The sequence below is a fragment of the Thalassomonas actiniarum genome (genome assembly GCF_000948975.2).
Lineage (GTDB): Bacteria > Pseudomonadota > Gammaproteobacteria > Enterobacterales > Alteromonadaceae > Thalassomonas > Thalassomonas actiniarum.
On sequence record NZ_CP059735.1, the window covers coordinates 4,585,682 to 4,598,861 of the forward strand.

Sequence of the window (13,180 nt, forward strand, 5' to 3'; positions counted from 1 at the left end):
TGATACTGCTGGTTAAAAGGCTTCTGGTGCGCTATAACTCTCGGGCTTTTTAAAGACCTTAAGCACCCGGCCAATCACCTGATTCTTATTGACCGGGCCAAATTGTTCAACGGATATGCTGGCAGAATTTTCACCTTTACTCCAGATCAGGCCATTGCGGTCGATCAGGGCGATTTTTTTTATGATCAGCCCGAGTTGGGGATGCTGGATCAAAACCGTTTGCTCCACTTCCAGGGACCTGAGCCTGAACCAGTGATTGACCAGCACATAACTGGACTGGGGGATACGGGGAAACATACTGTGCCCGCGCACTTTCCAGAGTTTAAAACCGAAGAAAGTCAAAATATCCCCCCATCGCAGGCACTGCCAGAAAAGTTCAGGGGCTCTTCTAAAAAGGATGAACAGGAGCTTGCCTGGGTCTGTTCGACCCGCCCGGTCAGCAGGGCATTTTTCTCCGCACTGTCGCTGTGGGCCGATACGGTGGCAAAATTAAATTTTTTGTCTAAATGGGCGATAATTTGATAGAACATCCGCTTTATCCTTGATATTTATTCGTTTTTACCTGATTGATCTTGTAAGCCTTGCTCAGCGAATTCAGGTAGATTCTTCCCGCCACAACCGCCAGGGCGATAATACCCGGGAGAATCCACAACAAGTGGATCAGCGTTGCCTCGGGTGCCTGATGATCATGGCCGCCATGTGCCCGCACGGTAAAACTCACCAGTAAAGTTATCGTGCAAAATAAAGAGTTAACTTTCATCATAGCTCCTGTATCCTCAATGTAACTTAGGGCGGCCTTGACTGATCTGCGCTTCCAGCTCGGTTAATTGCCTTAAGCAGTTTTGGCAGATCGGATGTCTTTGCGCAAACTCCAGCAAAGCCGTTAAGGTCAGCTTTAATGCACTCAGGGCAATAAGGCGCATGTCTTCATCATAATCTTGATCTTGGCTGATGGTTAACACCCGCTGATGGGGAAGCTGCAAATAGGCTAAGGCCAGTTGTGCATTTCCCTGATCTTCAAACAAGCTCGCCAGCCGGTGTGACGCCGTGATCCACGCCGTTAATAAAGCACTGTTCTTGCCGTCTTGTGTCCATAACTCATCCAGGTATGATTGCGCCTGCTGATAATAATATTCGGCTTGCAAATAATCTTTATTGTCAAAACACCTGTTGCCATTACCCAGCAAGTCCTGCCACCCAATCATATAGACGTCCTTTAAAAAGCTGCTCAATTATTCATTTTACCTGTAGCAAACCTGAACTAAGTCAGGGACAGGTATTGTTTCGGCGCAGGATATCAATAAAAAAGAATCACTTGCATAACGCCGACAACACAAATGATAATAATTATCATTTGTGTTGTCTAGTGTTAAATGAGGTTATTTTCTATCTCAAACCAATTACCCTTAACATCACCCTTTTTAAGCAAACCGGTCAGATAAATTTTTTTATCGCGATAAAAAAAGCCACCCCGGCGGGTGGCTTCACTTAAAGGCTATAAAGTCTCAGTTAAGGAGACAGCGCCATTATTTCGCTTCTATTTTAGCCCAGGTATCTCTGAGGCCAACGGTACGGTTAAATACCAGTTTACCTTCAACACTGTCCTGATTATCCAGACAGAAATAACCCTGGCGTTCAAACTGGAAAGCGGCTTCCGGCTTGGCATTAACCAGGTAAGGCTCTACCTTGGCATGTTCAATCACGATAAGCGATTCATCGTTCATCACGCTATGGAAATCATCCGCCGCTCCCGGATTAGGCACGGTAAATAAACGGTCGTATAAACGCACTTCCGCATCCAGGGCTTCACTGGCAGAGACCCAATGAATAACACCTTTCACCTTACGGCCGTCGGCAGGGTTTTTCCCTAAAGTTTCGGGGTCATAACTACAGTAAACCGTGGTCACCTTACCCTGATCGTCGGTTTCAAAACGTTCGGCTTTAATCACATAAGCGCCGCGTAAACGTACTTCTTTACCTAAAACCAGGCGTTTGTACTTTTTGTTGGCTTCTTCACGGAAATCTTCCGCTTCGATATAAAGTTCACGGGTAAACGGCACTTCCCGGGTACCCTGGCTCTCATCGCTGGGATGGTTCTTAACCTTCAGGGTTTCCACCTTATCCTGGTCAAAATTCTCAATCACAACTTTGATCGGGTCAAGCACTGCCATGGCGCGCGGGGCATTGTCGTTAAGATCTTCACGGATACAGGCTTCGAGCACGCTCATTTCCACCGTGTTATCCATCTTAGTGACACCTATGCGTTTGGCAAACTCACGGATAGAAGCCGGGGTATAACCGCGGCGGCGGAAAGCGGCAATGGTCGGCATACGCGGGTCGTCCCAGCCGCTGACCAGATTTTCTTCCACCAATGAATTAAGCTTACGCTTACTCATCACGGTATATTCAAGATTCAGGCGCGAGAATTCGTATTGTCTTGGCTGGGTTTTGATCGAAATATTATCGATTACCCAGTCGTATAAACGGCGGTTATCCTGGAACTCTAATGAACATAAAGAATGGGTGATCCCCTCAATCGCATCCGAGATACAGTGAGTGAAATCATACATGGGATAGATACACCACTTATCACCGGTTTGGTGGTGATGGGCAAACTTAACCCGGTAAATGATCGGGTCGCGCATACACATAAAGCTCGAAGCCATATCGATCTTGGCGCGCAGTGAACACTCACCTTCTTTAAATTCGCCGTTACGCATTTTTTCAAATAACGCCAGGTTTTCTTCAACGCTGGTATCCCGGTACGGGCTGTTTTTACCCGGCTCTTTCAAAGTGCCGCGGTATTCACGGGTTTGTTCGCCGTTTAAGAAACAAACATAAGCCAGGCCTTTTTCGATCAGCTCAACCGCATAACCGTGCAACTGGTCAAAATAATCGGAAGAATAATGCACATCTCCGGCCCACTCGTAACCTAACCAGTGAACATCTTTTTCGATGGCGTGCACGTAATCGATATCTTCTTTTTCCGGGTTGGTGTCATCAAACCTGAGATTACATAAACCATCATAGTCCTGGGCGATGCCAAAATTTAAACATATGGCTTTAGCATGGCCGATATGCAAATAGCCGTTCGGCTCGGGTGGAAACCGGGTTTGCACCGATGTATGCTTGCCCTGGGCAAGATCCGTGTCTATGATTTGACGAATAAAATTTGTTGGACGGCTCTCAGTTTCCGACATCTAGTTAACCTCTAAAATGACCTTAGGCAGATATTGATATAAACGGGGATTATATCAAGCAATTTCGCTAACCCCTAGCAAAGGGTTTAATTTTATTGAAGTGGGGATAACAATCACCTTTTTAAAGTACCCGGCAAAGAAATATTCCCGGTTATGCAGCGCATTTTTATAAAAGCGGCTTAATCTGTTAATGCGCCTTGGCTCTCCCCCGCTTGTTCTGCCTTGTTTACCCCAGGTAATATTGATAACATCCGAGCGTTTCTCCTCAATTTACAATAAATTATCATGATGAAAAAAGGATTATTCGCCTTATGGCTGGCTTCGCTTGGCCTGGCGTTTTTATTGGGATACAAGCTAACCCCTGCGTCCCAGCCTCAAACAAGCGGGCACCAGACGACATTTGTCCAACCCCGGCCCCAGAGCAATACCGCCACCGGAGTCGGCGTCGATAATAGACAAAATGCCAATACAGGGCTGCCGGTAAAACAAGTGACTTCACCAAGCGCCCCTGTCACTGACCCTGGCGAGGTAAAAGATTCCCTGGTACGGATAAAATCCCTGCTCGGTAATGGCAATATGATGATGGATATGGAGGGCATTGCCCAATCCTATCTGCTGGTCAAAGCTTTTTCCGAGCAGAATGTGCTTGAGAGTCTGTCACTGTTAAAAAATGAGCTGGAGCAGGCGGACAACATGATGCCGCTGATGTTGATTCTGGGGCGTTACGCCGAGTTAAATCCGTTACAGGCGATCGCTTTCACCGAAGATAACCTCAGTTCATCACAAACTCAAATGGCTGCCATGGCCTCTGTTATCGGCGCCTGGTCAAAACAGGATCCAAACGGTGCCTACAACTGGTATCTCAACAGCCAGGAAAACAACCCTAACCAAAGCGTTTTTAACGCCAACTCTGCCGGTTTAATGGCCATTTTTAACGGTTTAGCCAACCAGGATTTAGATGATGCCATCAGCAAACTTGCGGACATTTCAGGCCACAAAAACAATACCATGATGGCAGTGAGCGGTATTACTGCAGCCTTTACCGACAAAGAGCAATTTGCTCATTTTCTTGAAGAAACCAAAGCACTTGACGACAGGCGTATTCAACAATCGGTGCTGTCCACCTGGACCATGAAAAATCCCCAAGATACCGTTGCCTGGCTCGACACCATAGAAAACGAAAAAGATAAAAAAGCCCTGCAGCAAGATGTGCTGGGAAGCTGGATGTTCACCCAACCGTTAGATGCCGCCAGCTGGTATATCAGTCAGGCAGATGCACAAGATAAACAATCGGCGAGCGAGCAGATAATTTCCCAATGGGGCCGAAACGACCCGAGTGCCACCTTAAACTGGCTTGAACAGCAAGTAGACATAGACAATGAAGCATCGGCCAAGGCCCTGCTGGAAACCAGTGTTTATGAACATCCGGACTTTGCTATCGAGCACCTTGGACGCCTGTCCAGCGATGAAGATAAACAGCGGCTTTCTTTTAATATTTACCAGGCGCTTGAGCGTGAAAGCGAACAAAGAGCAGCAAACTTTGTCGCCTCATCGCCGTATAAAGAAGCTTTAGAAAATCAAATAGATGAGTACCGGCAAAGGCAGCTAAAACGGGCAAACACTCAATAATACCGGCACTGTTGAACAAAAATACCGCCCCCGGGCAAACACAGAAAAGCAACATTAACATTTAAGCCCAGGGCCCTGACTGCACTGCTTTTTGCACCAATGTCCTGAAGCAACCATTAATAATACGGGAATAACATGAAGAAAAACCTCCGTCAGCGGCTCCCTTGGGGAGCACAGCACCAGGCAAAAACCACCAGCCATAAAGGCGCTCTGCTGCCGTTATTGTGCGCCCTGCCTTTGTTAAGTGCCTGCCAGTCGGTCACTCCGCTTTCAACAGATGCAGCGCAAACACAAACCATAACAACCGTGGCAAGCGAGCAAGCCCTTAATCAGGAAAATATCCGCTTAAACGCCTTAATGGATGAAATTTGGCAATACCGCCTGAAAGTCGATCCTTTCAAAGCTACCAAGTCCGGTGATAACCGCTATAACCACTTGTTGCCGGACTTCTCACCAGAAGCTCTGGCAGAGAAAAACAAGCAATTACTCGGCTATGTCAGCCGCCTTGAGGCTATAGACAGGCAGCAATTGTCCCAGGAAAATATCATCAACCTGGACATCTTACTGCGCCAGCTGGATAACGACATCAGCCTGTACAAATATAAAAAACACTATGTGCCTATTTTGGCAGAGTCGGGCTTTCACTCCGATTTTACCTTTACCGTTAAAGGCATGCCGTTCGCCAAGAGCAAAGATTACCACAATTACCTGAGCCGCCTGGAAGCCCTGCCCCGCTATTTTGCTCAGCAAATTCACTGGATGCGCCAGGGGCTGGCTACCGGCAGAACCTTGCCCAGTGCAGTGTTATCCGGCTATGAGCAAGGCATCGCCGCCTTTATTGATGACGATCCGGCCAGCAGCGTATTATACGCCCCGTTCAAAAAACAGCCCGCAGATATCAGCCAGCAAGATTTTCAGCAGTTGCAACAACAAGCGCTGGCACTGCTCGCCAAAAAGGTGATCCCCGCCTATCAGGACTTTTATGACTTTATGGTGAGCACCTATATTCCACAGGCCAGGAAAACCTTGGGGTTAAGCGCAACACCTGACGGCGCAGATTTTTACCAAAACCGGGTAAAATACTACACCACCACAGATAAAACTCCGGATCAGATCTTTAATTTGGGCATGCAGGAAGTAAAACGCATCCGCAACGAAATGCAGCAGATCATCACTTCCCTTGATTTTGACGGGGATTTTGCTGCCTTTGTTAACTTCCTGCGCACCGATCCCCAATTTTACGCAACAAGCGCCGAGGCACTGTTAAAAGAAGCGGCCTACATCGCGAAAAAAATGGATGCCAAGCTGCCGGCCCTGTTTAAACATTTACCCCGCAACCCCTATGGCGTAGTACCGGTCCCTGATCACCTGGCGCCCAAATATACCATAGGACGCTACATTCCCCCGAGCCAGGACACCCAGCCGGGTTATTACTGGCTCAATACTTATGGCCTGGATCGCCGACCGCTTTACGTACTGGAAGCGTTAACCCTACATGAAGCGGTGCCCGGACATCACTTACAAAGCGCCATCAACCGGGAATTGAGCGATTTACCTCCCCACCGCCGCTACTCCTATATTTCCGCTTTTGGCGAAGGCTGGGGCTTATATGCCGAATACCTGGGCTTAGAAGCGGGCTTTTATCAGGATCCCTACAGCAACTTTGGTCGCTTAACCTATGAAATGTGGCGCGCCTGCCGCCTGGTAATAGATACCGGCGTCCACAGCAAAGGCTGGAGCCGCCAGCAGGCAATAGATTTTTTGCAGCAAAATACCGCCTTATCCAAGCATAATGTCCGCACCGAAGTCGACCGCTACATTTCCTGGCCCGGACAGGCACTTTCCTACAAGATGGGAGAGCTGACCATCAAACGCCTGCGTCGCGAAACCGAGCAGGCCTTAGGGGAAAAGTTTGATATACGTGAGTTTCATGATCAGGTACTCAAAAATGGCTCGGTGCCGCTGCAAGTACTGGAGCAGCAAATCAAGCATTATGTTAAAAAGCAGTTACAGGAAAAATAATTCCTTAAGCTGTTAAGTAAACGAAATACGGTCAACTTGCCGCCTTAGTAACAAGTTGACCAAACAAGCCGGGTTATTTTCCCAGCTTAACCCCCAAAGTTAACGGCTTTAGCTGTTTTTATCGGCCGAGACATGCTTTCTTCGGCGAAAGCCAATCCCCGCTAAACCTAATCCCAGTAAAGCCAAACTGGCAGGCTCGGGCACTTGCGTGCCAAAAGTTACACTACCGAGAGTCGACGATACCGCCACTTTATCATAGGCTTCGTTAACGCTGCCGTGATAGGCAACCGGTGTTAAAAACTGGCCATTTTGCTGCAAACCCGAAGGGGCAAAACCGGTGGATGAATTATCATTAATGCATTGCTCGCTTGATGAGAGATCACACGTATCTAATGACCCGACATAAAACGGCGACAGGGGGTCAACAACTGCCTGGTATGGCGAGCTGTAATAATTTCCTGAAAAACCGGCAATACCGATAAGTTTGTTGATCTCATTAATACCGCTGTTATAAACATTATGATCTGTGCCCAGCACCAGTCCGCCGCCAAACGTATCCAGTTGCTGTGCATAATTTTGGATCCACAAATCCTCTGCCCCACGATTGCCCCTACTGGTATAACTGCTTGATGATGACAAGATACGGCCATCGGCAATCAAATTCTGCTCACTTCGGTTATTGTACCAGTCGGCAATGCCCTGATAATTGGCCATTTGATTAGCATTTCTATCGCTTTGACTGGAAAGATCATAAATCCACAGCTGATCAAAATTGTCAAAATCATCATAGGTTTCGCTATTAAGAAAGCGTGTCGTGACATTTACCCCGTCCAATGAATCGATCATACTGGCAATCTCATAACCCTGACTGCTGTAGCTGCCGCCGACAAAACCAAACATAATTTCACTGGCATTCGCCGTTGCAGATAAACCCAAATACGTAGTGGCAAGCGCTATGGCAGATAATTTTTTGTTCATGAAATACTCCTGACTGCTAATTAACAAATTTTTGACATCATTGTGCTATGAGCAAAAACTGAACCAGAAGTGACCAACAAATAATATTAAAGGGAAATGAAGTAGCCCTATTTATCTATATGATAAAAAGGATATTTTGCTAACGAAGAATAAAGTGCAGATAAAGGAGACCGGTAAATCTCCTTCGGACAGAAATAATTAAGCTTTATGTCTAAAAGGTTAACCGCAGGCTAAATAAACTAACCTTCATTTTCCTCCTTGGCATAACCGTATTTCTGAGCCACGGCTTTTAACTCGGGCCGGGAAGAAAGATGACTTTGCCACCCCATATCCAGCATGCATTTTTTTTCTATATCACTTTGTGAGCCATATCTAAGGGCTGTGATACGGGCATCACGGGCGCTTCTCCCGCCCAGGTTACCATTACACTCTGTATTATGATCCACTCCCCCGGTAACCGAGGTTGACCCTGAGCCCGCCTTCACCATATTGTCTCGGCTAACACAGCTAGTGCTCCCCCCGCCGCTCTTTTGAATGGCATAGGCTTCACAGTTTTTTTTCTGCTCACGAAACCGGGTCATAATTTTCTCGCGCGCATCGAGGTAGGCCCGGCGGTGACTCAAACATTCACTATAAGTGTCTCGCTCGGTTTCCATGCAATATACCTGGGCGCTTTTCAACGGGCTGGTACTTTTACAGGCAACAAGAAAAGCAGATAATACAAAAAATAAAATGAAAGCCACTTTGATATTGGGGCAAGCAGGCATAAGCTAAGTCCTTTATTGTCATGAATTACTTTGAGTGTAGCAGAAGCCCAAAGGGTAAAGAAAAACAGAAGTCTATCGTAGCAGGCAAAATAATAGCCTGGTATTTTAAAGGCTTATATTATTTCAATATCGAGATAAGAGAACATCTGGCGACAAGCATAAAATCCCCAAATGTTCTCCTGCTTATGCGAGCAAATCACAAATATTTAGTTATAACCAAGAATATAATTTCCCTCCCCATCAAGCTCAACTTCTAACGCCAGTGCCGCCTTATTGGTTACACTGCTTGCCTGGTTAGTTTCGTTGATAAAAACCGGCTCGTTTATCCGGCCATGGGTTAAGACATTACTTTCTTTTGCCAGGGTATTATCGTTTAACGGCAATATTAAATTCGACATATAGATCATCCTTTTTATCTGGGGCATTGATTCCAACAAAATAAATTTTACTCAATTATCAGTTAATATTTTTGATCTAAATCAGTCATCAACATTAACGGTTTGCCTACTTGCATCAGCATAACTAATGCCAGTATTTAACCTTAATTTCTTTACGTTAATATGATCTAATTAAGTCAATTGCACAGGCAATAAAAAGTGATGCTTAATGAGGGGAAAGAGTATCCGGAATAGCTTTTAACCAAAAGAAAACACCAGCAGAAAACAATTTATAAAAACCAGGTAATCAATAAGTTACAAAGCGCTAATTGCTTTTTCAAATTGACTTATTCAATTGAAGAGTTTGAGAGTACATAGCATAAATAAACTGCCTGAGCTAAACATCCGACCAGACAAGAGCTTTCCCGGCTTCGGGCATAACAGCAAGAAGCATTAACAGCCGATGATAAGCTGTGCACTCGATTAGGGATTTGTGCCCTTTTTTGGAGAGCTTTACCGGCTAATTCACACCATAGCTTTTTTTAATCGCGGCTAAAACTCCGTTTTTCCTGATCTGTTCAAGCCCGAGATTAAAGTCGGTAATAATTTCCCGGCGTCTTTTATGGTTCCGCCCGATAGCAACATGTAAAGGTTTATTGAGAAATGCCGGTTCAACGATATCAATTTTCTGCAGCAGAGCAGGCGCCCTTTTATTCACTGTCGCCATAAAGCCAAGATCATCTTCGATCATCAAATCTATCCGTTTAGCCAACAACATTTTTAAATTCTGCATCATATTGATCACTTCATTTCTTTGAAAGTTTTTAGCATGATCAAATGCCTGACCGTAGCTGGAGCCACTGATAATACCGACAACCTTATTATCCAAACTCGAGAGGTCTTTATACGCAAAAGACTCGCCTTTTCTGATAATAAACTTTAGCCGGCTACTGGTATAAGGCTGAGAATACAACAGAAATTTGGTACGTTCTTGTGTTAACCAGGCATTGGGTAAAATATCGTATTTGCCATGTTCAACCCCATGGATAGCCCTGGCCCAGGACGTTTTAATCACCTTAAGTGCATAACCTTGCGTTGCAAACGCCGCCCTAACCACTTCTATGCACAAACCTTTGCCGGGATGAGAAAAATCGACATACGGCGGCCAGTCATCTGCTACAACGGTAATGCTTTTCTCACTGGCCAGAACCGAAGAGAGGGATGTTAACAACATCAAGAATAAGGCAAAGACAGATCTCAGCATTCAGCGCTTATATTTATGATGAGCGGGTATATCTCAGTGTATAAATATAAGATCTTAATTACCATTGAAATATTTTTCGGACACTTCCACTTCAGCGTTTCTGCTGAAAAGCGGCTAGCACCGGCGGTAATAACAACATCAAGGATATAACAAAAAAAGCCGGAGAGTCGGCAACACAAGCTGGCTTGCTCCTTATATCGACACCTTAAAGTCCTATACAAGACTAAGCAGCAAGTTTATCCACCCCAACTAGAGTTACCTTGTTGGAACTAACCACTAAAAGCCAATAGAAATCAATACGTTATTTAACAAGAGCTAGTATAAATAAAAATTAATCTAAGAAAGAACGCGGCAAACATCCTCTTTGAACTACTCACGGTTACCTTTGGGGTATAGTGCTTCGTTTTCAGGTAGCAGTGAAATTGCTGCACTTAGCCGCCCCTGAATGACAGCTAAGTGTTGGCCAGCTCCCCTTTAATTTGATAAAAGCAGCAGGATTGTACTGCTCCCGGATTAGGCGAATACAAGGTTTGGCAATGTCGGTTTATGACTGTCCGACTTCGCTCTCTATTGTTTTGCTACGGGCAGACAGCACCAGTAACCAAACCTGGGCAATAATGGCAAATAATGCCGCACCTGAGAGCAGAAAGGGATCCAGATATATATCGCCTTTAAATTCAAAAGTGCCTTTATTGATTTTTAACCAGCCCATAAAGTTTTGCGCGGCGGCGACATGCGCCCCCATAAAACCAAGCACACTGGCAATAAAAATTGTAATGATATTGTGCAACCCTCTAAACATCATCAAAAAGCCTAAAATACCAATCACAGTGCGTTGCAGGCGGCAATAAGGGCATACATACACCAACCCTGTCCAATCTGAAATCCACGCCAGTAAAGATACCACTAAAAAAAATGCCCCGAGAATATGAATACGGCGCAAGTAAAACTCTATAGATGTCATGTTTAACCTCTTTTTTATTCCCAAAAGGAATATACTTATTCAATGAGGGTATATTATTGGGTGAAGTAACCCTTGTCTACTTTATTAGATGAATGACAAGAAAGGACCTCCATATAGGTTGTTTATGAGGCGTTGATACTAACTAACAGTTAGTTACAAATAGTAGCTGTTACAGCTGCTGCACAGCTTTAGCGCGCAGCAGCCCTATTATAGCCTCTGTTACTTGGTTTATGCTTTAGGTGATAGCGAAACAGGTTTTAGTACCAGGCGGTCTTTTTCCACGGTAACCGTGACCTTCTGCCCGATAGGAAAACCGGCCTCATGCAGCCATTTCCCCTGAAGGATAAGGCAAGGTTGCAGATTAACCGGTAGATAGTTGATGCCTGCCCCCCTGACTTTTACGACACTATTAAGCACGGTTTCCAATACCGTAAGTTGCCGGATTGTGGGATATTTTGCTTCTTTCGGGCAAAGCTCTGACGTATGATGATATTCAGCCATGACGGACTCCTAGTGTAGTTCGTTTTGGTTAGCGGCCTCTGGGTGTTAGCGCACTCAGGGGGCGCGACTTGGTTTAACTCTTGGTATCTAAGTTCGGCATTGGCTATAACCTTTGCTATGGCATGAGTTATAGCATTGCCTATCAAAATGATGAGTTTGAAGTCCTCCGTATTGTTTGGGAGTAGCTTAACTAAAGACTAAGAAGCTGGTTAAATCAACAGGGGGTTGATTATATTTATGTGGGATTTAGGGAGTATGGACTCTCCGCTTTACACCTATTTTCTCTCTATTAGCTCTCGCCCTAAAACGCTTATGTTGGGATAAATACCTAGAAACCAAGGAAGCACATGTCCATACGATTTGTTGAAGAAAAAACACATAATTATTGTGAAATTGATGGTGAAAAAAAATTAACATTTAAAAAAGGCTATAGAGAAAATGCCGATAAAAGCGAAGAAATATTAGTTTACTCTCCAAGAGAGCAATTAAGTAATGAAGACTTCCTCCGATTATCTAAATTAAATTTTGGTGATTTTCCAGCTTGGTTTGGATACGATGGGCCATACCCATTTGAAAATGTTTATTTATTACAATTCTATATGAATTTAAGTAAACAAGAAGATTCTTTATATATTGTCCATGGTATTGATTATGAGGAATGGGCATATCCCTTCAGTATGAAAAACTTCTCAAAAACTTATCAACAAAAATTTCAAGATATAGGTGTCGAAGCAACAATAGATAATGACAATGGCTATGATTGTATTATAAATATTCCATACAATTTTGATAATAAAGAAACTCTCTTTGGTATAATTATCAACTACTGCAAAATAGCAATTGATTGCTATAAAGCATCATTAGCCGAGCTATCCAATGAGGGAATTAAAAACTCAATAATCAAATATTTTGAGTTCCCTGATAACTATAAAAACATCTGCTCACAATATCTAATTTGGTTTGGTGAGTTTCTGAAAAACCTTGGAATTGAAGCAAATGTGACAACTAACCCCGAAAATAAACAAACATCTTTAATTATTACTCCCAAAAAAGACACTGAGTCACTTGGCGAAATAGAAAAACTATTTTACCAATATCTACAATTTCCATATCAAGAATTTCTATCAAACTCTTCAAACCTCTCTATGGAAGAGCAATATCTAATATCATCATTGACTGCCCAAGTTGAAAACTTCAAAACGCAGATACAGATGAAAGAAACCATGATACGAATGCAATTAGCCACAATTGACCAACTACAAGAGCACAATAACACTCAAAAGTTATTAATTACGAGCCTACAGGGCAAACCTGAGGATATCATTTCGATAGGAAATGGAGCGATATCACTTAAGAATAAATTAAAACTTGGTCCGTTGGAGGTTAAACCTAAAGAGTTATTCGAAAAATTTATAAAAAAGTAATTATAGAAAAGAAAATAAAACTGCAAGACACAAAAAACCCGCTATTCAGCGGGT

At 44.1% G+C, this 13,180-nt stretch carries 14 protein-coding genes; 3 read left to right on the forward strand and 11 right to left on the reverse strand.

Annotated features, from left to right (window positions below; genetic code table 11):
- Window positions 1–12: 12 nt before the first annotated feature.
- From sodX to glnS, 5 genes are all read right to left on the reverse strand, one after another.
- Window positions 13–342, reverse strand: a complete 330-nt coding sequence (gene sodX, locus SG35_RS19935) for a nickel-type superoxide dismutase maturation protease (protein ID WP_236702677.1) — start codon at window positions 340–342, stop codon at window positions 13–15.
- Window positions 339–530 (reverse strand): hypothetical protein, encoded by a 192-nt coding sequence (locus SG35_RS19940; RefSeq protein ID WP_044835125.1) that lies wholly within the window; start codon window positions 528–530, stop codon window positions 339–341. The genes sodX and SG35_RS19940 overlap by 4 nt, the downstream gene beginning before the upstream one ends.
- A gap of 5 nt (window positions 531–535) precedes the next feature.
- The gene (locus tag SG35_RS19945) at window positions 536–763 is read right to left on the reverse strand and encodes a hypothetical protein (RefSeq protein WP_236702676.1); all 228 of its coding nucleotides are present in this window, start codon (window positions 761–763) and stop codon (window positions 536–538) included.
- 13 nt (window positions 764–776) lie between these two features.
- On the reverse strand, window positions 777–1,205 hold the full coding sequence (locus SG35_RS19950; RefSeq protein ID WP_044835123.1) for a DUF2753 family protein: 429 nt from the start codon (window positions 1,203–1,205) through the stop codon (window positions 777–779).
- 321 nt (window positions 1,206–1,526) lie between these two features.
- Window positions 1,527–3,200: a glutamine--tRNA ligase gene (gene glnS / locus SG35_RS19955; RefSeq protein ID WP_044835122.1), complete on the reverse strand. Its 1,674-nt coding sequence runs from the start codon at window positions 3,198–3,200 to the stop codon at window positions 1,527–1,529.
- Between the two features lie 285 nt (window positions 3,201–3,485).
- Here glnS and SG35_RS19960 point away from each other — a divergent pair, with 285 nt between their 5' ends.
- Together SG35_RS19960 and SG35_RS19965 are read left to right on the forward strand one after the other, a co-directional pair.
- Window positions 3,486–4,829: a hypothetical protein gene (locus tag SG35_RS19960; protein ID WP_152646771.1), complete on the forward strand. Its 1,344-nt coding sequence runs from the start codon at window positions 3,486–3,488 to the stop codon at window positions 4,827–4,829.
- 135 nt (window positions 4,830–4,964) lie between these two features.
- Entirely contained in the window at window positions 4,965–6,851 is a 1,887-nt protein-coding gene (locus SG35_RS19965) for a DUF885 domain-containing protein (protein WP_084692931.1), read from the forward strand.
- 108 nt (window positions 6,852–6,959) lie between these two features.
- On the opposite strand, the gene SG35_RS19970 is transcribed toward SG35_RS19965, so the two are convergent.
- The 6 genes from SG35_RS19970 to SG35_RS19995 form a co-directional block, all read right to left on the reverse strand.
- Window positions 6,960–7,829 carry a PEP-CTERM sorting domain-containing protein gene (locus SG35_RS19970; RefSeq protein WP_044835120.1) on the reverse strand — a complete coding sequence of 290 codons (870 nt, stop codon included), beginning with the start codon at window positions 7,827–7,829 and terminating at the stop codon, window positions 6,960–6,962.
- Between the two features lie 239 nt (window positions 7,830–8,068).
- The gene (locus tag SG35_RS19975) at window positions 8,069–8,596 is read right to left on the reverse strand and encodes a hypothetical protein (RefSeq protein WP_044835119.1); all 528 of its coding nucleotides are present in this window, start codon (window positions 8,594–8,596) and stop codon (window positions 8,069–8,071) included.
- 206 nt (window positions 8,597–8,802) lie between these two features.
- Window positions 8,803–8,994 carry a hypothetical protein gene (locus SG35_RS19980; RefSeq protein WP_044835118.1) on the reverse strand — a complete coding sequence of 64 codons (192 nt, stop codon included), beginning with the start codon at window positions 8,992–8,994 and terminating at the stop codon, window positions 8,803–8,805.
- A 499-nt stretch (window positions 8,995–9,493) separates the two neighbouring features.
- Window positions 9,494–10,237, reverse strand: coding sequence for a substrate-binding periplasmic protein (locus tag SG35_RS19985; RefSeq protein ID WP_044835117.1), 744 nt, complete (start codon window positions 10,235–10,237; stop codon window positions 9,494–9,496).
- 544 nt (window positions 10,238–10,781) lie between these two features.
- Window positions 10,782–11,201, reverse strand: coding sequence for a hypothetical protein (locus SG35_RS19990; RefSeq protein WP_044835116.1), 420 nt, complete (start codon window positions 11,199–11,201; stop codon window positions 10,782–10,784).
- Between the two features lie 228 nt (window positions 11,202–11,429).
- Window positions 11,430–11,702: a SymE family type I addiction module toxin gene (locus tag SG35_RS19995; protein WP_044835115.1), complete on the reverse strand. Its 273-nt coding sequence runs from the start codon at window positions 11,700–11,702 to the stop codon at window positions 11,430–11,432.
- A 347-nt stretch (window positions 11,703–12,049) separates the two neighbouring features.
- Between SG35_RS19995 and SG35_RS20000 the strand changes: the two genes are divergently transcribed.
- Window positions 12,050–13,126, forward strand: a complete 1,077-nt coding sequence (locus SG35_RS20000; RefSeq protein ID WP_044835114.1) for a hypothetical protein — start codon at window positions 12,050–12,052, stop codon at window positions 13,124–13,126.
- The last annotated feature ends 54 nt before the right edge of the window (window positions 13,127–13,180 follow it).